Annotated in this window: 20 protein-coding genes; 2 read left to right on the top strand and 18 right to left on the bottom strand. The window is 71.7% G+C overall.

The features are described 5' to 3' along the window. Window positions 1-27: 27 nt before the first annotated feature. From ACESMR_RS21420 to ACESMR_RS21350, 15 genes are all read right to left on the bottom strand, one after another. Window positions 28-1209, bottom strand: a complete 1182-nt coding sequence (locus ACESMR_RS21420; RefSeq protein ID WP_373049169.1) for a glycosyltransferase — start codon at window positions 1207-1209, stop codon at window positions 28-30. Continuing rightward, entirely contained in the window at window positions 1206-2306 is a 1101-nt protein-coding gene (locus ACESMR_RS21415; RefSeq protein ID WP_373049168.1) for a glycosyltransferase, read from the bottom strand. The genes ACESMR_RS21420 and ACESMR_RS21415 overlap by 4 nt, the downstream gene beginning before the upstream one ends. Then, window positions 2306-2818 carry a serine O-acetyltransferase gene (locus tag ACESMR_RS21410; protein ID WP_373049167.1) on the bottom strand — a complete coding sequence of 171 codons (513 nt, stop codon included), beginning with the start codon at window positions 2816-2818 and terminating at the stop codon, window positions 2306-2308. Before ACESMR_RS21410 ends, ACESMR_RS21415 begins: the two co-directional genes overlap by 1 nt. A 64-nt stretch (window positions 2819-2882) precedes the next feature. Beyond that, entirely contained in the window at window positions 2883-4373 is a 1491-nt protein-coding gene (locus ACESMR_RS21405; protein ID WP_373049166.1) for a lipopolysaccharide biosynthesis protein, read from the bottom strand. A gap of 1 nt (window position 4374) precedes the next feature. Beyond that, complete coding sequence (locus ACESMR_RS21400; protein WP_373049165.1) at window positions 4375-5577, bottom strand: polysaccharide deacetylase family protein; 1203 nt, start codon at window positions 5575-5577, stop codon at window positions 4375-4377. A 41-nt stretch (window positions 5578-5618) separates the two neighbouring features. After that, a complete protein-coding gene (locus ACESMR_RS21395) occupies window positions 5619-6806 on the bottom strand; it encodes a GNAT family N-acetyltransferase (RefSeq protein WP_373049164.1) in 1188 nt (395 codons plus the stop codon). Further along, window positions 6803-7996: a DegT/DnrJ/EryC1/StrS family aminotransferase gene (locus ACESMR_RS21390; protein WP_373049163.1), complete on the bottom strand. Its 1194-nt coding sequence runs from the start codon at window positions 7994-7996 to the stop codon at window positions 6803-6805. Before ACESMR_RS21390 ends, ACESMR_RS21395 begins: the two co-directional genes overlap by 4 nt. A gap of 9 nt (window positions 7997-8005) precedes the next feature. Further along, on the bottom strand, window positions 8006-9127 hold the full coding sequence (locus ACESMR_RS21385) for a GNAT family N-acetyltransferase (RefSeq protein WP_373049162.1): 1122 nt from the start codon (window positions 9125-9127) through the stop codon (window positions 8006-8008). Window position 9128: 1 nt separating this feature from the next. Beyond that, window positions 9129-10967 carry a glutamine--fructose-6-phosphate transaminase (isomerizing) gene (gene glmS / locus ACESMR_RS21380; RefSeq protein ID WP_373049161.1) on the bottom strand — a complete coding sequence of 613 codons (1839 nt, stop codon included), beginning with the start codon at window positions 10965-10967 and terminating at the stop codon, window positions 9129-9131. Between the two features lie 27 nt (window positions 10968-10994). Next, window positions 10995-12077 carry a uridine diphosphate-N-acetylglucosamine-binding protein YvcK gene (locus ACESMR_RS21375; protein ID WP_373049160.1) on the bottom strand — a complete coding sequence of 361 codons (1083 nt, stop codon included), beginning with the start codon at window positions 12075-12077 and terminating at the stop codon, window positions 10995-10997. 10 nt (window positions 12078-12087) lie between these two features. Continuing rightward, window positions 12088-13575: a TIGR03013 family XrtA/PEP-CTERM system glycosyltransferase gene (locus ACESMR_RS21370; protein WP_373049159.1), complete on the bottom strand. Its 1488-nt coding sequence runs from the start codon at window positions 13573-13575 to the stop codon at window positions 12088-12090. 117 nt (window positions 13576-13692) lie between these two features. Further along, window positions 13693-14394 (bottom strand): CpsD/CapB family tyrosine-protein kinase, encoded by a 702-nt coding sequence (locus ACESMR_RS21365; RefSeq protein ID WP_373049158.1) that lies wholly within the window; start codon window positions 14392-14394, stop codon window positions 13693-13695. A gap of 101 nt (window positions 14395-14495) precedes the next feature. Continuing rightward, window positions 14496-15863 (bottom strand): GumC family protein, encoded by a 1368-nt coding sequence (locus ACESMR_RS21360; RefSeq protein ID WP_373049157.1) that lies wholly within the window; start codon window positions 15861-15863, stop codon window positions 14496-14498. A gap of 6 nt (window positions 15864-15869) precedes the next feature. Further along, entirely contained in the window at window positions 15870-17003 is a 1134-nt protein-coding gene (locus tag ACESMR_RS21355) for a hypothetical protein (RefSeq protein ID WP_373049156.1), read from the bottom strand. A 30-nt stretch (window positions 17004-17033) separates the two neighbouring features. After that, window positions 17034-17609, bottom strand: coding sequence for a polysaccharide biosynthesis/export family protein (locus ACESMR_RS21350; RefSeq protein ID WP_373049155.1), 576 nt, complete (start codon window positions 17607-17609; stop codon window positions 17034-17036). Between the two features lie 305 nt (window positions 17610-17914). Here ACESMR_RS21350 and ACESMR_RS21345 point away from each other — a divergent pair, with 305 nt between their 5' ends. Then, window positions 17915-20725, top strand: coding sequence for a DUF4962 domain-containing protein (locus ACESMR_RS21345; protein WP_373049154.1), 2811 nt, complete (start codon window positions 17915-17917; stop codon window positions 20723-20725). A 70-nt stretch (window positions 20726-20795) separates the two neighbouring features. Here the strand turns inward: ACESMR_RS21345 and ACESMR_RS21340 are convergent, their stop codons facing one another. Then, window positions 20796-22055: a glycosyltransferase family 4 protein gene (locus ACESMR_RS21340; protein ID WP_373049153.1), complete on the bottom strand. Its 1260-nt coding sequence runs from the start codon at window positions 22053-22055 to the stop codon at window positions 20796-20798. 75 nt (window positions 22056-22130) lie between these two features. Next, window positions 22131-23531, bottom strand: coding sequence for a sigma 54-interacting transcriptional regulator (locus tag ACESMR_RS21335; RefSeq protein ID WP_373049152.1), 1401 nt, complete (start codon window positions 23529-23531; stop codon window positions 22131-22133). Window positions 23532-23818: 287 nt separating this feature from the next. On the opposite strand from ACESMR_RS21335, the gene ACESMR_RS21330 reads away from it, so the two are divergent. Further along, on the top strand, window positions 23819-24328 hold the full coding sequence (locus ACESMR_RS21330) for a hypothetical protein (protein ID WP_373049151.1): 510 nt from the start codon (window positions 23819-23821) through the stop codon (window positions 24326-24328). On the opposite strand, the gene ACESMR_RS21325 is transcribed toward ACESMR_RS21330, so the two are convergent. Beyond that, on the bottom strand, window positions 24325-24783 hold the full coding sequence (locus tag ACESMR_RS21325) for a hypothetical protein (RefSeq protein ID WP_373049150.1): 459 nt from the start codon (window positions 24781-24783) through the stop codon (window positions 24325-24327). The two genes, ACESMR_RS21330 and ACESMR_RS21325, sit on opposite strands and share 4 nt — an antisense overlap. Window positions 24784-24858: the final 75 nt, after the last annotated feature.

The raw sequence follows: 24858 nt of genomic DNA, 5'->3' as shown, positions 1-24858 counted from the left end.
GCTCCCGTCAACGACTCGCCCGGGGGGTCAGCGGCCCTTGCGCCGCTCGTAGGTCGCGGCGATCGCCATCCGGATCTCGTCGACCTTCGCATCCCACGATTCGTGGGCGATCGAGGCGCTCCGCGCCCTGCTCGGTCCCGGATCCCGCAGCGCCTCGCGCACCGCCCGCACGAACGCCTCGCGGCCCGAGGCGATCTTGCAGAGGCCGAGGCGCTCCACCTCCGGCACCGGCGTCGAGACCACCGGCAGCCCCGCCGCCAGATATTCGCGGACCTTGAGCGGGTTGGAGTTGGCGGCGAGCTCGTTCTCGACGAAGGGCATCAGTGCCACGTCGAAGCCCTTGCACCACGCCGGCAGCTCCTCGTACGGCCTTCGGCCGAAGAGGTGGACGTTGTGGGCGCCCTGGAGCGCAGCGAGCGAGGTGCTCACCTTGCCGACGATCGCCACCGAGCCCTCGGGGAAGGCATCGGCCACCGCGCGGATCAGCTCGAGGTCGACCCAATCCGCCACCAGCCCGAAGAAGCCGATCACCGGCCCCGGCAGCGCCGCCAGCTCCGGCGGCACCTGGATGGCGTCGTCGAGGGCCCTGGCGAAATGGGCGTGGTCGACGCCGTGGCGCACCACGTGGAGGTTCCGGTTCCAGGCGCCCTTGCTCCTCGCGAGCTTGTCCGCCGAGACGATCACCACCTCCGCCCTGCGGGCGAGCTCCTCCTCCATCTGCTTGATCTCGCCGGGCGTGCCCGTGAATTCCGAGAACTCGTCGACGCAGTGGTAGACGACGAGCTCCTCGCCGAGGGTGCCGCTCACCGGCGCGGAGGCAGGCAGGAAGCTCCACGAGATCGGATCCCGGAAGCCGAGCTTCTTCATCGCCCGGAGGATCTGCTGCCGGAAGATGATCCGGTTGATCTTGCGGGCGGTCGGACCGAAGGCGGGGATCGCCAGCGGCCCGAGGACGTGGAGGTTGGGCAGCGGCTCGGTGATCCCCTTCGCCACGTCGCCCAGCTTCTTCACGATCCGCTGCAGATCCGAGGCGCTCGCCTGGGGCCTGCGGTTGGCCACGGAGTTGACCCAGAGCACCCGGTTGTCCCTGGCGAGAATCTTCATGATGTGGGTCTTGGAGAGCGGGTCCCCGTCCCAATCGTTGGAGAAACAGACGATGTCGCGGCCACGCAGCGCATGGGCCGCTTCGAGATGCCTGGGGTGGATCACGCTTGGACTCCCTTGCGGACACGGGCGAGCCCGAGGCTCCGCCACGCGGAAAGAATGCGTTCGCTCACGTCGCCTGCACCGGCTCCCTCGGGGGGCGGCGGCGCTGCGAGGGCCGCCTCGATCCGGGCGGCGAGGTCGGCGGGCTCCCCCGCCCGGAAGAGCACGGCCTCCGGCGGCCGGTGGCCGACGTCGCTGGCGACGACCCGCACCCCGAGGCCGAGGGCCTCGCGCACCGAGACCGAGTCGCCGTCGGCGCGGGTGGGACGGAGGAAGGCGTCTGCGAGGCGCATCACGCCGAGCGAGGCCGGCTGCTCGATCTCGCCCAGCGGCACCACCCTGCCGAAGAGGCCGCGGCGGGCGAGCCGCTCGCCGAAGGCGGCCTCGGCGGTGCCCGGTCCGTAGACGAGGCAGCCGAAGTCGGGCCGCCGCGCGCCGAGGAGGCCGAGCGCGTCGAGGAGCACGTCCTCGCCGTATTGGTTGCCCGGCGCCAGCGCCGCAGCGAGGAGCGTGGAGAAGCGGGCCCGCGCCGCCACCGCTGCAGCCGGCGGATCGGCAGGCGCCACCGCCCCGGGGACGAAGGCGGGCAGCACCTCGAGCCGCGCAGGCTCCACGCCGCAGCGCTCGAGCGCGGCGGCGATGCCGCCGTTGGCACAGAGGACCCGCTCGTAGCCCGCCGCAGCGAGCCAGGCGAGGCGCCGCGCCGTAGGCGATCCGTCGAGGAGCGCCGGCGCCAGGCCCGAGTGCACCGTGAGCAGGCCTCCGGGCCTCGCCCGGGAGGCGGCGAAGGCGACGACCCACGCCTTCACGTTGTTGCCGGGGACGTGGACGTGGAGCACCGCGTCCCTGGCTGCGACGCGGAGCAGCTCCGCAGCGAAACGGCCGTAGCTGCCCGCATCGCGTACGCCGTCCGATCCGTCCCGGCTCGCATGCCCCTCGCCGACGTCGAGGACCTCCACCTCGTAGCCGCTCCGCAGCGCCAGCTGCTGCAGCGAGCGCAGGTGGACCGAGATGCCGCCCCACGGCGCCGGGTACGGGCCGACGAGGACGAGGGGGCGCCTCCCGGCGCCGCCCCGCCTCTCCGCGAGATCCACCGCCATCAGCGCCCCTCTGCCGCCCGGGGCAGCTCCGTCTCGCCCAGCTCGACGCCGAAGTGCTCGCGCATCTCGCGCCGGAAGGCCTCCCGTGCATCCGCCGAAGCCCGCAGCGGCTTGGCGGGAACGCCGCCCACCACCTCGCCGGGGCCCACGTCCTTGAGGACCACCGCGTTGGCGCCGATGATCGCGCCCTTCCCGATCCGGATCGGCCCGAGGACCTTCGCGCCTGCGGCGATCATCACCGCGTCCTCGATCACCGGCGCGCCGGTGCTGCCCGAGCGGCCACCGATGGTGACGTGCTGGGCGATGAGGCATTTGCTGCCGATCTTCGCGTCGGCGTGGATCACCACCCCGAGGCCGCCATAGCCCAGCTGGGTTCCCTCACCGATCTCCACCTCGGGCGGAAGCACCGAGGAGAAGAGGACCTGGATCGCCTGGCGGATCAGGTCGGGCACCACCGGTACCCGCCGCGTGTGGAGCTTGTGCGCCATCCGCTGCATGTCGAGTGCGTTCATCCGCGCCGCCTCCCAAAAACCCCGATAGCCCCCGCGCACCAGAAGGTAGGCACCCGCCTGCCAATCAGCCGCGCGGCCGGAAGACCGCCAGGATGGCCGCCGGGCGAACGCCCGATGCCACCAGCGCGGCGAAGTAGAGGAGCCAGAAACCGGTTCCGACGATCAGCACCGCGAGCAGCGGCTCGAAGGGGAGGAGCCCCTCCGCCGCGAGGGCGAGAGCGGCGCTGCCGCCTGCAGCGATGCCCGCCCTGGCGAAATGCCTGGCGGGCAGCGCCTCCCGCACCGCCGCGATGGTGCCGACAAGCCGCCCCCGTGCAGCCACCTCGGGGAGCAGCGCCCGCGAGGCGAGGCAGAGGAGCGCGATCTTGTGGACCGTCTCGGTGAGGGCGAAACCTGCCATCGCGCCGATCGGTCCCAGGGCGTGGAAGAGCCCGAGCACCACCGGCACGGTGAAAGCCGCCTTGGAGACGTAGGAGACGAGGAGCGTCCTCGTCTTCGCCTTGGCGCGGAGCACGCCGTCCACCGGGAAGCAGGCCAGCACCACCACCACCAGGGCGATGCGGAAGATCGGCGCCGCCGCTGCGAATTTCTCGGTGTAGAGCAGCGAGATGAACGAGGGGGCGATGGCGAAGAGCCCCGCCGCCATCGGCAGGAAGGCGTAGGAGAGCTTCCCCGCCGCCTCGCGGAAGGACTCGACCGCCTCCCGGGCGGGCCTGCCCAGCCGCTCGAGCTCGCCGATCCGGTACATCAGCAGCTCGGAGGTCGGGCTGTAGAGCAGATCGACCACCGGCAGGTTGAAGCAGCCCACCGCGTAGATGGCGAAGACCGCGGGGTTGGTGGCGACCGAGACCACGTACTGGTGGAATTGCTGCTGCGGCATCGCCAACAGCATCGCCGCACCGAAGGGCAGCGCGTATTTGACCTGCTCGCGGAAGAGCGTGCGTTGCAGGATCGGCTCGCCGCCGGTGCGGCCGTGGACGAGCCACGCTGCGGCGAGGCGCAGCGAAGCGAAGATCGCCGAGCCCCAGAGCACGCCGTGCAGGCCGTGGCCGAGGAGCGCGGGCGCCACGAAGAAGGCGGTCTTGGTCACGTCGCTGGCGAGGAAGGCGATCGCCGCGCCGCCCGGCTTTCCCTGGGCGGTGAGCCCTGCCTCGAGGGCGCCGGAGCCGAGGAGGCAGCCGCAGAAGATCGCCATCGGTAGCCGCAGCGCGGCGAGCTCCGGACCGCCGATCCAGTGCAGGACCGGGGTGGCCAGGTAGAGGAACGTGCCGACGCCGAGGCCGGCGACGCCGAGCCAGATCAGCGTCTGCCCCAGGTAGCTGCGCTGCTGCCCTCCCTCCGCCCGGGGCAGGAAGTAGTAGAGGCTCTGGGGCATGCCCAGCGTCAGCGCGAGGTAGAGCGTGTTGGCGAGCAGGAAGAATTGCTTGAAGGTGCCGTAGTCCGGCACCTCGAGCAGCCGCGCCAGGACGAGGGGAATGAAGAAGGTGACGCCAGCGCTGAAGGCGCGGGCCATCACCAATGGCCGCGCCTTCGCGAGAACCGAGGTCTCCGCCACGCTAGGCGCTCCCCGACGAAGCGGCGCGCTCGGACGGCGCGCCCCCCGCCTCTTCCCCCCTGGAAGCTCCCACCGTACCGACTGCGTCGGGCCGCTCGCCGTGGACCCAGCTCGAGATCCCCAGCTGCCCGAGCGTGTCGTCGAAATTGCAGGCGTTCACCGCCGCGGAGAAGCCGCCGAGGCCGCGGGAGGTGAACTCCCAGACGCACTTCCGCTTGAGCGTGTAGGGATCCTCGCCGAGCCGGTTGGGCCGGTCCTCGGTGGTCACCGCGCTGCGGTAGCCGCCGCGGATCAAGGCCCGGATCGCGCCGCGGGAGTACCAGCCGTTGGGGTAGGCGAAGTCGAGCACGTCCTCGCCGAGCTTCTCGCGGAAGGTCTCGCGGGAGAGGCGCAGCTGCCGCTCCACCTCCGCCGCGGATTCGTTGGGCAGGCAGGCGTGGTCCACGGTGTGGGCGCCGACCTCGAAGCCCGCGGCGCGAACCGCCCGAAGCTCCTCCCAGGTGAGGAGCGACGAGTCGACCAGCGTCTCCGCGGGATCGACTTCGAGGCAGCTCTCCAGCGCCTGCGCCACCTGGAGGCAGAGCTCCCGGGGGCGGGTCTCGAGGAGCCGCTCCAGCGCCCAGATCACGTCGCCGCGGAGCGCATCCTCGAGGGCGGCGGTGACCAGCGGCCCGCCGCCGATCTCCCGCACCGCGAGGTTGCGCTGCGCCGCGAGGCGGAGGACGCGGTAGAGGCGATCGTGGAGGAGCGGGATCCCGGTCTCCACGAAGCCGGTGGGCACGTAGATGATCCCGGGCGCGCGGTGCTTGCGGAGGATCGGCACCGCGTGCTCGAGGAAGTCGGCGTAGCCGTCGTCGAAGGTGAGCACGCAGAGGTCACGGTCGCTGCGCCGGTTTCCGGAGAGCACCTCCAGCGCTTCGGGAATGGTGGCGAAGCGGTAGTTCTGGCCGAGCCACGCGAGCTGCCTGTCGAAGGTCCGGGTGCTGGTGAGCAGCCCCGGGATCACCTTGCCGCGCATCCCCTCGAAGTCGGGGACGATGCGATGCCACGCGATGAATTGCACACGCACGCCGCCGACGTTCCTGCGCCGCACCGCCGAGAGCAGCCGGCGTGCGCCGGTCCCCTCCAGGGCGGTGGCAGCCGCTGCCTTGATCGTGCGGCGGATCACCGCCCGCGGGGTCTTCGAGGAATCCCATTCGCCCATCACCGCTTCTGCCCTCCTCTCCGAATGCGCAGCGCCGGCCCTCAGGCCGACTGCCGCTCCCGGTTCCGACGGAGCCGCCGCAGCAGATCCACCGCGCCACTCGGAAGCAGCGCATGCGCTGCTGCCCGTGCTGCTGCCTCCGCCCCTTCGCGGGCGGCGAGCAGCGTGGCGGGGAGGCTCCGTGCGGCGACCCGCACCGCGACGGTCTCGCGGGTGCCGGTGGCCCAATCGAATTTGTACGTCTCCGTTCCCCGGAGGAAGTCGTACCGGGTGATGCCCCGCTCCAGGGCGTCCTCCACCGAGAGCCCCAGGCAGACGAGACCGACGCTCCGCTTCGCCCAGGCCGGGTCGTAGCCCGACTGGTAGAAGCAATAGGTCGGGCCGTCGTCGATCCCGTAGATCGACGCCCTGCACGCGCCCTCGACCCAGATCTCCTCGAAGCGGAGCCAGCCGCGCTCGGCGAGGCGGACCACCACGTCGCGGTGGAAGGCCTGCAGGGCGGGACGCCCCATCGCGTCGGACCCGCCCTGCGCCTCCCAGCGGGCCTCGTGAAGCACGAGGAAACGCTCGAAGGCAGCGACGGCCTCGCCGGGGTCCCGCACCACCCGCCGCTCGAAGCCATCGAGCTCCCGGAGCTGCCGCAGGCGCCGCTTGAAGTTGTCGCCCCGCTTGCTCCGCTTGAGCACCTCCCGCCAGGTGCCCTCGAGGGCGACCTGCGGGCAGGTGTGGCGCGGGGTGAGCGCGTGGCGGAACCTGCCGTCCTCCGCGAAGCGCGCCGCCAGCAGCCCCACCGACGGCGAGTCGGCGGCGATGCCGTCGAGGTCGGCGACGTCGAAGTCCGCCACCTCGTTCAGGTGGGCGTAGATCGCCTGCGCCGCTGCGGCCTCCTCGCCTTCGAGGGCGAGGACGTCGAGGTAGTCGGCGCCGCCCCAGCGCTCGCCGAGGAAGGAGAGGCGCCGCACCTCGGCGCCGGGCACGAGAGTGATCCGCTCCTCCGCCAGGGGCAGCAGGCCGACGAGCGCCCCGCCGCGCCTGGCGCAGAGGATCCGCGGCGTCCGTCCGGCGCCGAGGTGGTGATGCCAGGTGGCGATCCACTCCCAGGAGAGGAAGGGCGCTGCAGCGGAGCGGTCGTAGAGCTCCCTCCACTCGTCCCGGAGCACCTGCAGCGCCTCGGCGCCGCGGTGCTCCTCGATCCGGAGCGCACCGTCGATCGGCTTGGCTGCGTTCACTTCACCTCCTCCATCACCTCGGCGACCGCTGCGGCGATGCGATCGATCGTCGCCGGGCTGAGGTCCTGGTGGCAGGGGATCTCGAGGATCGTCTGGCGGAGCTTGTCGACCTCCGGGAAGGTGCCTGGCGGCACCGCCGGGTGGCCCACGCGCCAGAAGTCCACCGCCTCGATCCCGCGGGCGATCAGCCGCGCCAGCACCGCCTGCTTGTCCCTCGTCTGGAAGGGATAGAAGAGGGGGCAGACGCCGGCGGGCAGCTCGCCGAAGACCGGCGGCGAGATGCCGCGGAGCTTACCGAGGAGGTGGAAGTAGTTGCGGCGGCGCCGCTCCACGATCCCGGCGAAGTCCTGGGCCTCTGCCACCACGTGGGAGAGGTGGCTCATCGAGAGCCCCACGTGGGAGCGGTCGAAGTGCTGGGTGCCGGTGGCGACGCGCTCGGCCCGGGCTGCCCGGGAGGCGGCGTTGCCCACCTGCCGGATCGCGCTGCGCATCATCCGCCCCGCTGCGCCGCCGCGGATCTCCATCGTCTGCAGCAGCGAGGAGACCACCGGCGCCAGGGTCGAGGCGAGCGGCGGCGGCACGCCGGTGGGCAGCCCCAGGGGCGGGCCGCGCCGGAGGACGACGGCGCCGCCGTTCGGCACCGGCAGCGTCTTGTAGAGGCAGAAGATCGACGCGTCGCCGGTGGTGCCCAGGGGCTTCCCGTTGCTCGAGGAGAGGAGCGAGAGCGCGCAATCCTCGATGAGCAGCACGTTGCGCTCCCTGCACGCCGCGGCGATCTCCTCCACCGGTGCCGGGAAACCCACGTAGTGGATCAGGTAGACCGCCTTGGTCTCCGGACCGATCCTCTCGGTCACGTCCTTCGCGTCGACGCGCATCCGCTCGTGGACCGGGAAGAACTTCGGCCGCACGCCGGCCTCGAGCAGCGCCTCGAGCTCCACGCCGTGGAAATAGGCGGGGAAGAGCACCTCCCTGCCGGCGAGGCCCCAGAGCCGCGCCAGCGAGTAGATCCCGTTGCGAGCGAAGTAGAACCAATGCGTCGCCGGATCGTCGAAGGGAAAGGGCGCCGCAGCGCGCCGCTTGCGCGGCACGAGCATCTGCGGCGTCAGCGTCGGAATCGCCGGCGCCTGCAGCGCCGACGTCACCTGCCGGCCCCTGCCATCCTGCGCCATTCGCTTGGCAACCGCCTCCATCGCCTCGCCTCACTTTCCCCGGACCCAGTCGGCGATCCGGAACTTTGCAGCGTGCAGCGCCAGCCCCACCGGTCCCCGGCGGAAGACGTAGCACCAGTGGTGCGGCCGCACGTGTTCGGTCCAGTCGGCCTTCCAGTCCATCCACGGCCCGAGGAAGTCGAACTCCACCAGGCCGCGCTCCACGCAATCGCGGAGCACGTCGTGCAGCAGGAGCTGCCCGGGAGAGCAGGCCCCGTGGGACTCGTCGAAGGCCGGCTTGGGCAGGAAGTACCTCCCGCCCCAGGTGAGCCCGTAGTGCATCGCCACCGGGACGCCCTCCAGGCGCAACGCGTAGAGAGATAGGCATCCCTCCCGCTCCGCCCAAGCGGCGATCCGATCGTAGAAGCTCCGGGTCGCCCCTTCGCAGCCGATGGCGGTCCCCTTCTCGCCCTTCCAGCCAGCGGCCTCGAGGTCGTAGAAGGCCTGCAGCGCCGCGGCGTCGGCGTGGGTGATCCGCTCGAAGGTGACGGCGCCCTTCTCCTCGAGCTTGCGCCTCCGCCTGCGCACGTTGGCGCGGAACTTCGAGGTGGTCGCAGCCCCGAGCATCGCCTCGAAGTCGCCGTTCCTGCCGGGCAGCGGGACGAAGGGGGTGCGCATCGACTCCCAGCGCCCGATCGGATGGCCGGCGCTCTCCGCCCACGAGAGCATCCGCTGGGCGAGGCCGCCTTCCGGCACGTCGGGGAGCTCGAGGACCTCGAAGCCGCCGGCACGCTGGAGCTCCTCCCACAGCGCCCTGCCCGCTTCGTCCGCGTCGCTCGCGCCGTGCACGATGTCGAAGCGGCAGGAGTGGACGTTGGCTGCGCCGCGGAGCATGCGCACGGGGATGCCGCGCAGCTTGCTCCAGGATTCCACCAGGGGCAGCACCGCCCGGACCCGATCGCCCCTGCGGACCACCACCACCCGCAGCCTGGTGCCGGCCCCGAAGGCGTCGTACCAGGCGGCGAACCACTCGGGCCGGTAGAAGGGTTCGTCGCACGGGCCTTCGGCGCAGAGCTCCCGCCAGGCGGGCGCGAGCCGGTCGATCAGCTCGCGTCCGCCGACGAGGGACTCGGCGCGGACGGGGCCGCGCTCCATGTCTCGTTCGAGTCGCATCTCATTCCACCGTGACGCTCTTGGCGAGGTTGCGGGGCTGGTCCACGTCGCAGCCGCGGGCGACCGCCACGTAGTAGGCGAAGAGCTGCAGCGGCACCGAGGCGTAGAGCGGCGCGATTGCCTCCTCGGAGGGCGGCAGCATCAGGGTGTGGTCCGCCAGGGCCTGGAGCTCGTCGTCGCCCTCGGTGCCGATGGCGATCACGGTGCCCTCGCGAGCCTTCACCTCCTCCAGGTTGGAGAGGACCTTGTCGCGCAGGCGGTCGCGGGTGGCGATCGCCACCACGGGCACCCCCTTGGAGATGAGCGCGATGGGGCCGTGCTTCATCTCGCCGGAGGGGTAGCCCTCCGCGTGGACGTAGGAGATCTCCTTGAGCTTGAGCGCGCCCTCGAGGGCGAGCGGGTAGCCGTAGCCGCGGCCCAGGTAGAGGAAGTCCCGTGCCTCCGCGTAGCGGGTGGCGAGCTCCTGCACCGGCTCCTTGAGGCGGTGCACGATGCCGGCGATCTTCTCCGGCGCCTTCTGCAGCGCCTCGCTGATCGCGCCGGCGCGGGAGGGATCGAGGCGCCCGCGGAGGCGCCCCAGGGTGAGGGCGAGGAGGAAGAGACCGGTCACCTGGGTGGTGAAGGCCTTGGTCGACGCCACGGAGATCTCGGGACCGGCGCGGGTGTAGAGCACGCCGTCCGCCTCGCGGGCGATCGAGGATCCGACCACGTTGCAGATCGCCGCGCTCCTGGCGCCGGCCTCCTTCGAGGCGCGCATCGCCGCCAGCGTGTCGGCGGTCTCGCCGGACTGGGAGATCGCCAGGGCCAGCGTGCCCTCCTCGGTGGGCCGCGGCCGGTAGCGGTACTCGGAGGCGATCTCCGCGGTAGCGGGGATCCCGGCGAACTCCTCGAGGAGGCGGCGGCCGATCAGCGCCGCGTGCCAGGAGGTGCCGCAGGCCACCATGTCGATGCGCCGCAGCTCCCGCGCCGCCTGCGCGTCGATGCCGAGTTCCTGCTGCACCGCGGAGGTGGCGCCGAGGCGGCCGCGGATCGTGTCCGCGATCGCGTGGGGCTGCTCGTGGATCTCCTTGAGCATGAAGTGCTCGTAGCCGCTCTTCTCCGCCTGCTCGGGGCTGAAGGGGATCACCTCCGGCCGGCGCATCACCCGCCTGCCGTTCAGGAGCTCGGTGATCTCCACCGTGTTCTTCGTGACCACCGCCACCTCGCCCTCGCCGACGATGATCTGATCGCGGGTGAAGGGCAGGAGCGCCGGGATGTCGGAGGCGACGAGCCGCTCCCCTTCGCCGATGCCGACGATGAGCGGCGAGCCGCGGCGCGCCGCCACCATGCGCTCGCTGTCGTGGGCCGCCATCGCGGCGATCGCGAAGGATCCCTCCAGGCGCCGGAGCGCCTCCTTCACTGCCTTCTCGAGCTCGCCACCGTTCTTGTGGAGCTCGTGCTCGATCAGGTGCGCGATCACCTCGGTGTCGGTCTCGCTGCGGAAGGTGCAGCCCTTCGCCTGCATCATCTCGCGCAGGGCGCGGTAGTTCTCGATGATGCCGTTGTGGACCACCACCACCTTGCCGCTGCAGTCGGCGTGGGGATGGGCGTTCACGTCCGAGGGCTTTCCGTGGGTCGCCCAGCGGGTGTGGCCGATCCCCTTGCGCGCCGCGCCGCCCGCCCGGATCAGCTGGTCGGCCATCTTGGAGAGTTTGCCGAGCCCCTTCTGGATCCCGATCTGCCCGTTCGTCTCGAAGGCGCAGCCGGCGCTGTCGTAGCCCCGGTACTCGAGCCGCCGAAGGCCCTCGACGAGAAAGGGAGCTGCCTGCCTGTCACCGACGTATCCAACGATTCCACACATGGTCTACCCGACCTCCATCCCAGTTCGTCAGGCCTCGCTCGCCTGGAGCGCGAGCCCGAGAATTGCCGCCGCCGCCTTCTCGGGGTCGTGGCGGATGCGCCGTCCCCGAGCGAGCAGATCTGCTTCGAGTGGAAGCACGCCGAGTGCCGCCACCGCACGTCGTTCGAAATGGACCGGCCGCGAGCCCTTCTCCGCGTAGCCGGTGCGCAAAGTGGGCTGCAGCTCCTCGAGCGGATCGACGAGGAGCACGTCGACCACGTCGCCTGCATGCGCCTGCACCGCGCGCACGTGGCCGGCAGCATCGAGCCCGTCGGTCTCGCCGGGCTGGGTCATCAGGTTCTGCACGAGGACTCGCAGCGCGGAAGTCTCCCGGAGCGCTTCGGCCACGCCGTCCACGAGGAGGTTGGCGATGACGCTCGAGTAGAGGCTGCCGGGCCCGAGCACCACCACGTCGGCCATGCGGATCGCGTCGAGCACGCCGGGCGTCGCCATCGGCGCCCGGGGCAGGAGCTCCACCCGCGTGATTGTGGTGCTCCGCGGCTGGTCGAATTTGCGCTCGCCCCGGATCTCGCTCCCGTCGGAGAGCACGCCGAGGAGCTGCACCGGCTCGAGGGTCGCGGGGAGCACGTGCCCCTCGCACTGGAGCAGGTGCTCGGCCCGCCGGATCGCCGCGAGGAAATCGCCCTCCATCGAGGCCAGCGCGGTGAGGAGCAGGTTGCCCAGGGCGTGGCCCTTGAGGCCGCGTCCAGCGCCGAAGCGGTACTGGAAGAGCCTGGCCAGCGCGCGGTGGCGCTTGTCCGCGAGGGCGACCAGGCAGTTGCGGACGTCGCCCGGCGGGAGCACGCCCTGCTCCCGGCGCAGCCGCCCGGAGGAACCGCCGTCGTCGCTCACCGCCACCACGGCGGTGACGTCGACGCTGCCGACGGTGCCGCTGCGGTGGGCGAGGCGGGAGAGCCCGCCGAGCATGGCCGGCAGTCCCGTGCCGCCGCCGATGCAGACCACGCGCAGCGGCGCGGGGCCACCGACGGGCGCGGGCCAGCGCTGCTGTTCCTCGCGTTCGCGCTCGGCCTTTCCGCCGAAGTCGGGGACGAGGACTTCGCTCGCAGGCATGAGGAGACTCCTAGCGTGCCCCACGTCCGGTGAGGACGTGGCGCACGGTGTGAAAGAGAATGGCGATGTCGAGGAAGGCCGAGCCGTTCTTGATGTAGTAGAGGTCGTATTCGAGCTTGGCCTTGGACTCCTCGATGCTGGCGCCGTAGGGGTAGCGGAGCTGGGCCCAGCCGGTGACGCCTGGCGGAACCGCCTCGCGGGCCGCGTACCAGGGGATCACGGCTTTGAGCTGCTCCACGAAGAAGGGGCGCTCGGGACGCGGGCCCACCAGCGACATGTCGCCCTTGAGGACCGCGACGAGCTGCGGGATCTCGTCGACGCGCGTCTTCCGCAGCAGCTTGCCCACGCGCGTCACGCGGGGATCGTCCGCCTGCGCCCACTGCGCGCCGCTCGCCTCGGCGTCGACGCGCATGGTGCGGAGCTTGGTGATCCGGAAGGGCTTGCCGTGGAGGCCGATCCGCTCCTGGCTGTAGAAGAGCGGGCCGCTCGAGTCGAGCTTGATGGCGGCGGCAGCGAGCGCGAGGAGCGGTGCGGCGAGGACGAGCCCGACGCCCGCAGCGGTGACGTCGATGGTGCGCTTCACCAGGCGGTGGAAGGCCGACTGGCGAAAGCCCTCCGAGAAGGCGACCTCGGAGGCGCGCAGCCCCTCCACCGGGATGCGGCGCAGGAGCCGCTCGGAGAGCATCGCCGGCGTGAAGCAGGTGATGCCGGCGAGGCGCGCAGCGGCGAGGTCCTCCGCGGGCACCCGGTCCCTGGGATCCTCCACCGCCAGCACGATCCAATCGGCCTTCGCGCGCTGCGCCGCCTCGACGATGTTGCCGCCTGCGGGGAGCACCCGATCGACGGGGACCACGCCCTCGGCGCCGGGCAGCGGCAGGAAGCCCGCCACCTCCACCCGGTCCTCCGCTTCGCGCAGGAGCGTCATCGCCATCTCGTGGGCCCGCTTGCCGGCGCCGAGGACGAGGAGCCGGCGGGGCGGACCGACGAAGGCGGGTAGCGCGAGCCGCAGCGAGACCACCGCCACCGCAGCGGCGAGGGCGGCGCCGAGGGCAGCGGCCCTGGCCTCGATACCGCCGGGCGCCGCCACGATCCCGAGGCAGAGCGCCACCGCGAGCAGCGCCACCAGCGTCCGCCTGCCGCCGTGGGTGCGGTCGGCGACGGCGCGGCGCAGGTCGTAGAGGTCCGCCACGTAGAGCGCGGCGGCGCTCACCAGGGTCGCGCCCAGCGCCCAGGGCAATGCAGCGGGCAGCTGCAGCAGCGCAGCGGTGCCGATGCTGAAGAAGGCCTGGGTGAGCACCTGCTGCGCCGCCATGGGACCCTCGGCGAGGGCCGCCGCGACCCGCGGGATCGGCGCCACGCCATCCTGCCGCGCCGCACCACCTGCGAGCGCCGCCGTCGCTGCGGCGCCGAAGCACGCCGCAGCGAGCACCGTCGACTGCTCCACCACGAAGAGCAGTGCCTTGCGACCGGGGTACGAGTGATTGAGAAACCGCGCCATGTTGCTCCTCTCCCGTTGCGTGGCCCCGTTCTCGGATGGACCTCTCCCGTTGCCGTCGCTCCTCCCCGCGCGACCGCACTGCTTCTGTCGATCTGGTTCCGGGTTGTCGCGCTTCGATCAGCGCTTGCCGTAGTACTTGCGGTAGGCGGCTGCGCCCTCCTCGCAGCCGGTCAGCACGCAGCCGATGAGCTGCGCACCGGCCAGGATGCCGACCGCTTCCTCGACCAGCTCGGCGCGGGTCTCGTTGTTGCGCACCACCACCACCACCCCGTCCGCCTCGTTGGCGGCTGCCATCGCGTCGGCGAAGGGCAGCGCCGGCGGCAGGTCGACGTAGATCTCGTCGTGGGTGCCGCGCAGCCGCTCGATTGCGGCGCGGAACGCGGTGCCCGAGAAGAGGCTGCCCGGGTCGTCGGGCGCAGCGCCCGCGGGTACGATGGTGAGCCGCTCGGGCCCGATGCGGATCGCATCCTCGAGGCGGCAGCGACCGCCGAGGACCGCGGCGATGCCGGGGCCCTCGTCGATGCCGAAGAGCCCCGCGATCCGCGGCCTGCGGAGGTCGCAATCGAGCAGCGCCACGCGGCGTCCGCGGCGCGCGGCGCAGGCTGCGAGGTTCGCAGCGGTCACGGTCTTCCCCTCACCGGCGACTGCCGAAGTGAGGGCCACCACCGCGAGGGGGCGCTGTGCCCGGGTCTTGTCGAGCCGGAGGTGCAGCAGCCGGAACTGCTCCGCAGCCGCGCCGTTGGGATCGACGAGCGAAACCACCCGGGGATCGACGCTGCCGTCGAATGCAGCAGGTACCTGGATTGCCTTGGCGTCCATCATCCGTCCTTCCCCTTCCTTCACCTGTCACCAAGATGCACATGTAGCGACCGGCGATGAGCCCCCCGAAACAGGCGGCCCAGCGGGCCGCCCCGGTTGTCTCAAGAGCTCTTGCGGATCTTCCTGTCGAGGTTCGGAACCATCGCGAGGACCGGGAGGCCCAGGCGCTGGCGGGCGTCTGCTGCGCCGCGGATCGAGGTGTCCCGCGAGGCGCTGTAGACCGCAGCGGCGATGCCGAGGCCGAGGCCGAGCAGCAGCGACATCCCCATCGCCGAGACCGGGTTGGGCTCGAGCGGCGCTGCCGAGGCGAACGCAGGCTCCACCACGTTGAAGAGCGAGGCCTTCTGCCGGGCTTCGAAGTCCATGGCGAGCTCCGCCTCCACCTTGCGGGAGAGGAGCGTCTGGTACTTCTCCCGGACCGCGTCGTAGTCGCGGTTGATGGCGGCCAGCTGTGCGCCGACCGCAGGGGTCGACTCGATCCGCTTCATGTACTCGTCCATGCGCTGCTGGAAGGAGAGCGCCGTCTCCTTGAGCGAGGCGATCTCGGTGTCGACGCGCTTCTGTTCGTTGTCACCGTTGGCTGCAGCTTCCGCCGCGGCGTTGTAGCGGGCCTGTGCCTGCTCCCAGGAGCGCCGGGCGGCGACGACGGTGGGGTGGTCCGGCGTGTACATCGACTCGAGGCCGCTGAGCTCACGGCGCGCGTCGTTGCGGATCGCCGCCAGGCGACCGACCTCGACGTTGCTCTCGGCGCCGAGGCGGGCGAGAGCGGTGCGGCGCCGCTGCGCGTCCGCCAGCGACATGAGCGTGGTCTCGGTGAGACCGCTCAGGCGATCGATCTGGCGGATGTTCGACTCGAGGACCTCGGGCAGGTTGAGCCCGTGCTCGCTCTTGAAGGCGGTGAGCTTCGACTCGTACTCCTCCACCCGGGGCCGGATCTTCTCCAGCTCGGCGGAGAAGATCGCCGCTGCGCGCTCCGCCGCCGCGGCGCGTTCCTCTAGGGCCTGGGCGGCGTAGAGATCCGGGAGCCGGTTGGCGACCTGCGCCGCCAGCGCGGGATCCTTCGCCTGGTAGGTGATCACGAAGGCGTTCTCACCCTCGACCTTCACCTCCAGGTTGCCGCGCATCGCCTGCACCGCTGCGTTCATGCCGCCGGCCTCGCGGGCCGAGCGGTAGAGGTCGAACTCCTCGATCGCCTTGGAGAGGACCGGGAGCGAGAGCAGCTCGTGGCGAACCGTCGCCAGGCGATCCATCACGCTCTCGCTCACCGTGCTCGAGACGTACTGCTCGGGGAGCCGCTGCATGTCGATGCGCACCACCGTCGATGCGCCGTACTTCTTCGGCGTTGCCGCCACGTAGAGGGCGCCGATGACCAGCGCCGCGGCGGTGACGAGCAGCGCGATCTTCCTCCGCCGCCACACGCCCGAGAGGAGCTCTTCGAGCGAAAGGGACTTCTCGTTGCCGTGTTCCATGAAACGTCACCTCGGGAGCCGGCTGCCCTGGAACTGCCAGGTCAAGCCGACGGCGAAGATGTTGCGGGAGAGATCGATGGCCTCTTCTCCCACCAGGTTGATCTGCGCGACGCGCCGCCAGGCGACCTCGAGCGAGAGGTCCTGCATGAGGGCGTATTCGGCGCCGAGCTCACCGGCGAACCCCTCCACGAAGGAGCGGTCGTCGGGGGCGCGGCCGTTGCGGAAGAGCGCGGTGGCGACGGAGACGCGGAAGGGCTCCGCCACCCGCCAGATCGCGCTGGCGCCGGCGTTCTCCGTCCAGAGCGCGCCCTCGAAACCCGTCGATCCGACCAGGCCGCGCTCGGCCCAGCCTGCGAGGGTGAGCCGGGGACGGCGGTGGCTGAAGCCGATCCGGGCCCTTGGCACCAGCCCGTTCACGGGACCCTGTGCGTAGACGGCGGGTCCCGCCTCCACCTCGAGCCGCGTGGTGGGCGTGAGCAGGCGTACGTAGGTGAGCGCCGGCTCGTGGCTGTAGGCGTCGACGCCTCCACCGAGCGTGTCGAAGTATTGCAGTCGGTAGGTTCCGCCGACGATGTCGCGGCGGGTGAGCGAGTAGTGGGCCCAGGCGCCGGGGGCGTGGACCGCGCCGTCGACGGCGTTCGCCGCCTCCAGCGTGGCGACCTCCGCCCGGTAGCCGACGCCCCCGGTCCAACGCGGCGTGAGCCGGTGCTGCAGATCGAATTGCGCCTCGCCGTAGGTCGAGGTGCCCGCGGCGCGGACGACGCCGGGCCGCGAGAGCGCGGTGGGGTCGTAGACCCGCTCGGCGCCCTGCCGCAGCACCAGCACGGTGCGGCGGTCGATCTGGAACTCCTCGTAGCCGCGGAGCCGGTGGTTCACGCCACCCCGCCCTGCGCCGCCCTGCGCGTAGCCGATCAGATCGGCAGCGTAGCTCGCCTCGATCTCGGTGGTCGGATCCTGCAGCCGCCAGCCGAACATCGGCTGGAGCGAGCCTGCAGCGTCGCCGCCGCCGTCGATCAGGTTCTGGTCGTAGCGCCCCTCGACCCGCAGCCGTGCGATGGGGCCGTCCACCATCCCCGCGCCTGCGGGGAGTGGAACGAGCAGCGCAGCGGCGAGAGCGAGGCGCGCAAGGGTGCTCTTCACGAAGCGCCTCACGTCGTTCCTTTGCGCCATTTACGGCACGTAGAGGGTGTCGCCCGGCAGCAGGCGGGGCATGTGGCCCTGCTCGTCGTCTTCGATGAGTTCGTCGTAATCGAGGGTGGTGCGCACGTCGCCTTCGGCGCCGCGGCGGATGAGCACGATGCTCCCGCGGCTGGCGAAATCGCCCAGGCCGCCTGCGAGCGCGAGCGCCTGCACCACGTCGAGGTCGCCGCGGATCGGGTAGGCGCCGGGCCGGGCCACCTCGCCGATCACGTAGACCCGCGGTGCGTTCACCTCGCGCACGATCACGGTGACCCGCGGCGCCTGCACGTACTCGGCGTAGCTGCCCTCGATCTTCCTGGCGAGCTCCGCCGTGGTCAGCCCCCGCGCCTCGACGTCACCGAGGAGCGGGAGGGAGATCTTTCCATCCGGCCGCACGGGGACGGTGCGGGAGAGGTCCTCCGACTGGAAGACCATCACCTCGACCACGTCCTCGCTGCCGAGGCGGTACTCGGTCTCGGGCTTCGTCTCGAGCGGCTTGTGGCCCGAGGCGCAACCGGCCAGCGACACCACCGCCACCAACCACATCGCCCAGCGTAGACTCCGCATGCTGTCCTCCTTCTCGAGGCGCGACGGGGCGGGCCGCGCATCGTGTGGGGAGGCTGTGCAGCGGGCGTGCCATGCTCCGAAGCGGGCCCCGCACGAAACGACACACGTGCAAGCTGAGCGCACCGTTCATCCCGGAGGAAAAAGCTTTCCCAGCGGTGGCGTCCCGGTGCACGCCTCGCTCGCCGTGCTGCGCGGCGCCTGCTCGGCCGCCCGTAGGTCCCCCTCCGGGCCCTTGCTACGCTCGCCAATCGTTGACGTGACGAGGCCATCACCCCGGGTGAGAGCCCGATCCGGAGGTCCGACGAATGGCGAGAACCCTGCACCGCACGCTGGCAGCCCTGGTGGCCCTGGTCGTCTGCTTCTGGGCCGGCGGCGCCCGGGCGGCGAACCACCCGAGCCTTCTCTTCGGCCCCGCCGACGTCCCCGCGATCCGCGCGGCCCTCGACGGACCGCTGCGGCAGGTCAAGAGCGCGCTCGAAGCCGGCGTGCACTTTCCTTTCGTCGGGGATTACCCGAGAACGCCGGATCTGAACTGGCAATATTACAGCGACCGCCGCGCCATCGCCGACTCGCTCCTCGCCTTCGCGTTCGGCGCCGCGATCCTCGATCCCGCCAGCTCGACCGGCAGGGAGGCGAACGAGCTGGCGCTCAACTACCTTCGCGGCGTGTGCAACTACTCGGATTGGGTCTTCGCCGACAGCCAGGACGGCACCGCGCCGGACCTCAACTCCGCCCACTTCCTCTTCGGCGTCGCCGTCGCCTACGACTGGCTCTACGACCGGCTCTCCGAGACCGACCGCCAGCGTTGCCGCGACCGCGTCGCCATCGAAGGCGAGAAGATGTTCCAGGCGACGAAGAACGCCTGGTGGGTGCCCGAGTACCTGCAGAACCACAACTGGATCAACCACGCCTCGCTCGGCATGGCGGCCCTCGCCTTCGACGGCGAGATCTCCCGCGACACCGCCGCGTGGCTCGCTGCTGCCAAGGCCAACTCGGAGAAGGTGCAGTACGTCCTCGACCTGATCCATGGCGGCACCTGGCACGAGGGCACGGGCTACCTGCACTACGGCCTCGACTCCCTCATCCCCTTCGGCGTCGCGCTCGAGCGCGCGGGCAAGGGCCCCGACTACGGCGATAGCCAGGCGGTGCGCGACTACGCTGCGCTGCGCATGCAGATGATGCCGCCGGCGCTCGCGCATCGGCGCGAGTACGTGCTCTGGGGCGACTTCTCCGGCCTGCAGAACGAGAACTCGCTGCTGCCCCTCTTCTACGCCGGCCGCAAATACCGGGACGGCCGCGCGATGTGGTACGCGGACCAGTTCCTCGCCGGCCAGACCGCCGGACGCGGCGGCCTCACCTCCTGGCCCCCCGGGCAGCGCGGCATGCTGCTCGCCGCCCTGCTCTACGACGCCAGCGTCACCCCGGTCCCGCCCACCCGCGTCGGCGGCGCCTGGGAGCTCGACCACTACGCCCACGATCTCTCGCTCTTCACCTCCCGCAGCGGCTGGGAGGATGGCGGCACCCTGCTCGCGCTCAAGAGCGGCGTCTTCGGCGGCTGGGGCAACTTCGAGCGGATGAGCACCAACGGCTGGCCCGGGGGCTCGATCAACTTCGGCCACGATCACGCCGACGACATGGGCCTGCAGTTCTTCGCCGACGGCGAGTGGCTCACCACCCGCGTCCCCGGCTACTGGATCGGCCGCAACAACGGCGCCCCCGAGGTGAACCGGACCAAATACGCCAACTCGCTCCTCGTCGACGGCAGCGGCCAGCTCGGCGAAGGCGTGCGCACCTGCTGGATGGGCTCGTGCACCTGGTTCTTCTCGCGGAAGGGATCGATCCCGCTCCGCGGCTCGACCAGCAACTTCTCCTACGCCCTCGGCGCCGGCAGCCAGCTCTACGATCCGGCCCTCGGCCTCACCGGCTTCGGTCGCTCGGTGCTCTTCCTCGATCGCCGCTTCCCCGTGGTGCGCGACGTGGTCCGCGGCAACCAGAGCCGCAGGTACGAAATCACCTGGCACGCGGCGGACGCGGCGAGCCGCGACGGCAACTGGCTCCGGCTCAATGCCAAGAACGATCGCGTCCTCGGCGTGAAGGTGGTCGCCCCCGCTTCCTTCGAGACCCGCACCGAAGCGCAGACCGCGACCCACCTTTCGAAATTCGACAGCGACGGCTCGATGACCGCGATGATGGTGCGGCCCACGACGCAATCGCAGAACGCCACCTTCCTCTCCGCCCTCGTGCCCGCCCGCGGCTCGAATTGGAGCGCGCGGCCCACGGTGCAGCCGATCGACGCGCAGGTGCCCGACCGCGGCCTCGTGATCGACGGCCTGCCCGGCGGCGAGCGCTACGAGGTGGTCTTCAACGACGCGCCCGAGGAGACGAGCGCTGCAGGCGGGATCGCCGTCACCGGCATGGCCGGCGTGCGCAAGGTGCGCGACGGCGTGGTGGAGCGCGCGATGCTCGCAGCGGGGCAGCGCCTCGAGATCGACGGCGCCGTCTGGATCGAGGTCCTCGACGGGACGCGGGCGAGCATCGAGGTGGAGCCCGGCGCGGACCGCCTGGCCATCTCCGGCGAGGAGCGGTCGGTGCGGCTCTACGCGCCCGGCGCGAGCCGCGTCACCTGGAACGGCGTGGACGTGGCCTTCGATCGCGACGGTGACTTCGTCGTCCTCCCGGGCACCGATGACGGCGGCGGCGCCGGCGGAGGCGGTGGCGCTGGCGGTGCCGGTGGCGCTGGCGGTGCCGGTGGCCAGGGCGGCAGCGGCGGCGCAGGTGGCGCCGGCGGTTGCATCGTACCGGAGGTGATCGACGCCGGCGGCAGCAGCAGCAAGGGTGCCGCTCCGTCGCAGGTCGCGCCCCCGGCCTCGTCGATCGAGGCGGGCGCCGGCGGAGCCGGTGGATCCGGTGGCCGCCCCGCCCCCGACGTCGAAGGAGGCTGCGACCCGACCGACGAGCCGGAGCCGAACGTGCCGCCGAAGAAGAAGAAGAAGTTCCTCGGCTGCAGCAGCGCCGAAGGCAGCGCTGCCCCCGCGGGCCTCGCCATCGCCGCGCTGGGTCTCTGGCTCACGAAGCGGCGGCGCCTCGCCCCGGTGCGCGTGCGCACGCGGCGGTAGTCCGAGAAAGGACACGGCGCCGGGGGATCCCCCTCCGGCGCCGTGCCCGTTGCAGCGATGCGGTGTCGTGTCAGCGCGGCGGGGCGATCGCCGCAGCGGGCGCGGAAGGCGCCACGGGCTGCTGCACCACCTCGTTGGCTGCTGCCGCGGGCAGCACCGGCACCGACGTCTCCCGCGGCAGGAGCGGAAGCGCAGGCGGCGCGAGGAGCCGCTCGAGCCGCGCCGCCACGTGCTCCCACGTATAGCTGGCCTCGACCTGCAGCCTGCCCAGATCGCCCATCCGCCTGCCGAGGGCGGGATCGTCGAGGACCCGCTCGATCGACGCAGCGAGCGCCGCGTCGTCGCCGGGCGGCACCAGCAGGCCGGTACGCTCGTGCTCGATGATCTCGGGTACCGCTTCCACGGCGGTGCCGATGCAGGGAACCGCGCAGGCCATCGCGTCGAGGAAGGCGATGCCGAAGGCCTCGCGCAGCGTCGGCAGCGCGAAGACCGTGGCCCTCGCGAAGTGGGCAGGCAGCTCCGAGGCGGGGACGTACCCCAGCCACTCGGCGCCATCGGGGAGCGCCGGCCTGCGGCTCGGACCGATGACCACGAGCCGCGCCCGCGGCCGCGTGCGACGGATCCGCTCGAAGGCCCGCGCCAGCACCGGCCCGCCCTTGAGCTCCCAGCGGGTGCCGACGAAGAGGATCGTCTCGCCGTCGTGGCAGCGCTCCACCACCTCGGGAAGGACGTTGGCCCCTGCGCCGACCACGTGGGTCCTGCCCGGCGCCACGCCGTAGTCGCGCTCGAGGGAGCGGCGCACCCTGCCGGAGAAGGTCCCGATCGACCAGGCGCCGCGGTAGACCGCCTCCTCGCGCCTGCGCCAGCCCGGGCCGTAGTCCGGTGGCGCGCCGAGGCCGACGCTCGGCTCCGGCGGCCGCTCCATCGCCAGCTGCCGGGTGTTGTCGAGCAGGAGCACGTAGCGGCAGGGCGGCGGCAGGCCCGGCGCGAAGAGGGCGCCGGCCTGCAGCACCACGTCGGGCTGCGCCGGCAGCGCGGCGAGGAGCTCGCCTGCGTGGCGCGAGTGTGCGTCGAAGGCGAAGGTGGTGTTCCAGCGGTAGTGGGCCGCCTGGCGCCCGAACTTCGCGAAGGCCGCCGCCAGGTTGTAGAGCACCTGCCCGTCGATCCGCAGGCGCCGGCTTCCCTTGCGCCGGTGCTCCACGGGACCCACCGCGTCGAGCGAGGCGACCCGGTGGCCCCTGCTGCCGAGGGCCCGGATCACCCGCTCGGTGACGCCGCTCTGGAAGCCGTAGTTGACGTAGGCAATCGAGAGCCCGGCGTCGCGATCCATCCGTACCTCCACGTACCGAGCAAGCTCCTACCCGTGCACCGGCAGTGCAAGCGCACCGCCGGTACCAGAAGCTCCCTACTGGAGGCCCCGTGCGTGGGCCAGCCGCGGGTCGCAGATGCCGCACTCCTTGATCTTGTAGAGCAGCGCCTTGTAGCTGATCTTCAGCCGCAGCGCGGCCTTGCGCTTGTTCCAGCCGGTGAGCTTGAGCATCTGCTCGATCGCGTCGCGCTCGGCGATCATCGCCGCCCGGCGGGCGATCTCCTTGAGCCCCTCCTCGGGGAAGGCCGGCGGCAGCGGCGCGGAGTCGCTCTTCGATCCGCTGCGCACCGCGATCTCGTCGAGGACCATCTGCTGGTCGCGGAGCACCACCAGACGGCGCACCATGTTCTCGAGCTCCCGGACGTTGCCCGGCCAATCGTGCTCGAGGAAGCGGCGCATCACGTCGGGTCGGAGCGCCGGCGCCTCGCCGTCCTCCGCGTATTTGGCGATGAAATGCTCGACCAGCGGGAGGATGTCCTCCTTGCGCTCGCGCAGCGGCGGCACCTTCACGCTGACCACGTTGAGGCGGTAGTAGAGATCCTCGCGGAAGCGCTGCGCTTCGATCTCCGCCTCGAGCTCGCGGTTGGTGGCCACCACCACCCGCGCGTCGACGCGGATCGGCTTGCGCCCGCCCACCCGGTAGAACTCCTCGTCCTGCAACACCTGGAGCAGCTTCGCCTGCAGGGCGACGTGCATCTCGCCGAGCTCGTCGAGGAAGATGGTGCCGCCGTCGGCGATCTCGAATTTGCCCGGCTTCTCGGTGTGCGCGCCGGTGAAGGCGCCCTTCTCGTGTCCGAAGAGCTCGCTCTCGAGGAGCTCGCTCGGCAGCGCCGCGCAGTTGATCTTCACGAAGGGGCCGCCGCGCCGGGAGCTCCGCGCGTGGATCGCCCGGGCCACCACGTCCTTGCCCACGCCCGACTCGCCGCGGATCATCACCGGCACGTCGGCGTCCGCCACCCGGTCCACCATCTCGAAGACCCGGCGCATCGCCTCGGAGACCGAGACGAAGCCCACGTCCACGTCCGGCGCGATCGCGCGGTTCTCGATCCGCGCCTCGTTCTGCGGCAGGTGCTGCGAGGAGAGCACCACCTTCTGGATCGCGCGGGCGAGCTCGCCCCCGTCCCAGCTGCCGGCGACGCATTCGTTGGCGCCACCTGCGAGGAGCCGCTCCGTGAGCTCGTCGCTGGCGCCCACCGCCACCACCGGGATCCTGCCGCCGCCCTCCCTGTAGCGCCGCAGCGCTTCGACTCCACCCAACTCCGCCCCGGCATCGAGGACCAGGGCATCGAAGGGGGCACCTGCCCCCAGGAGGCGCATCGCTTCGTCCGGCGACGAAGCGGTGCACACCCGCCAGCCGGAAGCCCCCAGCGCCTCGCGCAGCTTGCTCCTCGTCCGCTCCTCGTTGCCGATCACCAGCACTGCGAAGTCACGCTCCATCACCGTCGCCGCCTCCCAATGGTCCAGCTGCCGATCCGCCCCGCTCTCGCGGGAACCGCTGGCCTTCCGTTTTTCCGACCCGATCGGCCACCACCCTGTCGCTCTTACAGTCGCGGCCCGCCCACCTGCCGGCTACCTGCCCTCTCCCTCGCCCTGCGACCGTGTTTCCGGCAGGTGGCGTGCCGCGCACCCAATCGTTGAGCAATGCGCGTGCCGAAGTGGGAAGGTGCTTTCCCCCGCAGGCGAGATCGTTAACCTCCGCTTTCGACCACGAGGAGGGTTCGACGATGCGCAAGTGGTGGACGATCGGCCTGGCGGCAGCGCTCGCCCTGGGGGCCTGCGGTGACGACGACGACGATGGCGGCAACGGTGGCAACGGCGGCGCCGGCGGCACGGGAGGAGCCGGCGGGCAGGAGCAGGTGACCTTCGCCCAGGTCCGCAGCGAGGTCTTCCCCAACTGCAGCTCGGTGGGCTGCCACGCCGACGCGCTGGCTGCTTCGGGTTCGGTGGTGATCCGGCCCGAGGACCAGTTCGCCGACGCGGTCTACAACAACCTGGTCGAAACCGCGGTGGCGGAGGTGCCCGGGCGGCCGGAGCCCGAGGTGGAGACGCGGGTCGTCCCGGGCGATCCGGCGGCCTCCTACCTCTACTGGAAGGTGCTGGGCCACGAGCCGGGCAACCCCGACAACGCGGTCTCCGGCCAGGCGATGCCGCCGACCTGCGCTACCCCGCCCTGCCTGCCGCAGGATCAGGTCGAGCTGATCCGCGCCTGGATCGCCGGCGGCGCAACGCGTTAGCGGGCGGGCAGCAACTCCTGCAGGGCCCGGGCGGCGCGGACGAATTGCGGCGCCCGGTGGGGATCGCGCTCCGAGGCCTCGAGCTGCCGGAGCGCATCCTCCGCTGCTTCCCGGATGGCGGTGGCTGCCGTCGGGGAGATCCTGCCGGCGACGAGATCCGCCAGCGCACCCAGCAGGGCGGCGGTGATCTCGTCGCGGGTCGGCAAGGGGCGCTGCACCGGAGCGGTGCCGCCCTGGAGCGCGACGAGCCGCGCCCTTCGGTGGCCGGTTCCGCTGCCGCCGCCATCGATGACCGCGATCCGCGGCGCCTCGGGCGCCGGTGGCAGCGGCAGGTCGAGCTGGCCACAACGCGCCGGCGCCGGCTGGCGCACGGCGGGCTTGCCCTGCAGCGCCCGCTTCGCAGGGGCTGCAGGCTGCAAGGCGAAGAACGTCAACTGCTCCGGCACCTGCGCCACGGGAACGCACCTCGAAGGCCCGCATCGCCGGGCCGGGCTGATCTAAGGGCGGACTTCGCCCCGATCAAGTTCCCT

This window comes from Vulgatibacter sp. (genome assembly GCF_041687135.1).
In the GTDB taxonomy this organism is placed as follows: domain Bacteria; phylum Myxococcota; class Myxococcia; order Myxococcales; family Vulgatibacteraceae; genus JAWLCN01.
This window is presented reverse-complemented; position numbering and strand designations above follow the sequence as displayed.

What these genes read in the sequence shown, in the direction of transcription:
- ACESMR_RS21415 (WP_373049168.1), bottom strand. Translation starts at nt 2,306, where the DNA reads ATGGCGGTGGATCTCGCGGAGAGGCGGGGCGGCGCCGGGAGGCGCCCC.
- ACESMR_RS21410 (WP_373049167.1), bottom strand. Translation starts at nt 2,818, where the DNA reads ATGAACGCACTCGACATGCAGCGGATGGCGCACAAGCTCCACACGCGG.
- ACESMR_RS21400 (WP_373049165.1), bottom strand. Translation starts at nt 5,577, where the DNA reads ATGGGCGAATGGGATTCCTCGAAGACCCCGCGGGCGGTGATCCGCCGC.
- ACESMR_RS21390 (WP_373049163.1), bottom strand. Translation starts at nt 7,996, where the DNA reads ATGGAGGCGGTTGCCAAGCGAATGGCGCAGGATGGCAGGGGCCGGCAG.
- ACESMR_RS21385 (WP_373049162.1), bottom strand. Translation starts at nt 9,127, where the DNA reads ATGCGACTCGAACGAGACATGGAGCGCGGCCCCGTCCGCGCCGAGTCC.
- glmS (WP_373049161.1), bottom strand. Translation starts at nt 10,967, where the DNA reads ATGTGTGGAATCGTTGGATACGTCGGTGACAGGCAGGCAGCTCCCTTT.
- ACESMR_RS21375 (WP_373049160.1), bottom strand. Translation starts at nt 12,077, where the DNA reads ATGCCTGCGAGCGAAGTCCTCGTCCCCGACTTCGGCGGAAAGGCCGAG.
- ACESMR_RS21370 (WP_373049159.1), bottom strand. Translation starts at nt 13,575, where the DNA reads ATGGCGCGGTTTCTCAATCACTCGTACCCCGGTCGCAAGGCACTGCTC.
- ACESMR_RS21365 (WP_373049158.1), bottom strand. Translation starts at nt 14,394, where the DNA reads ATGGACGCCAAGGCAATCCAGGTACCTGCTGCATTCGACGGCAGCGTC.
- ACESMR_RS21360 (WP_373049157.1), bottom strand. Translation starts at nt 15,863, where the DNA reads ATGGAACACGGCAACGAGAAGTCCCTTTCGCTCGAAGAGCTCCTCTCG.
- ACESMR_RS21350 (WP_373049155.1), bottom strand. Translation starts at nt 17,609, where the DNA reads ATGCGGAGTCTACGCTGGGCGATGTGGTTGGTGGCGGTGGTGTCGCTG.
- ACESMR_RS21345 (WP_373049154.1), top strand. Translation starts at nt 17,915, where the DNA reads ATGGCGAGAACCCTGCACCGCACGCTGGCAGCCCTGGTGGCCCTGGTC.
- ACESMR_RS21340 (WP_373049153.1), bottom strand. Translation starts at nt 22,055, where the DNA reads ATGGATCGCGACGCCGGGCTCTCGATTGCCTACGTCAACTACGGCTTC.
- ACESMR_RS21335 (WP_373049152.1), bottom strand. Translation starts at nt 23,531, where the DNA reads ATGGAGCGTGACTTCGCAGTGCTGGTGATCGGCAACGAGGAGCGGACG.
- ACESMR_RS21330 (WP_373049151.1), top strand. Translation starts at nt 23,819, where the DNA reads ATGCGCAAGTGGTGGACGATCGGCCTGGCGGCAGCGCTCGCCCTGGGG.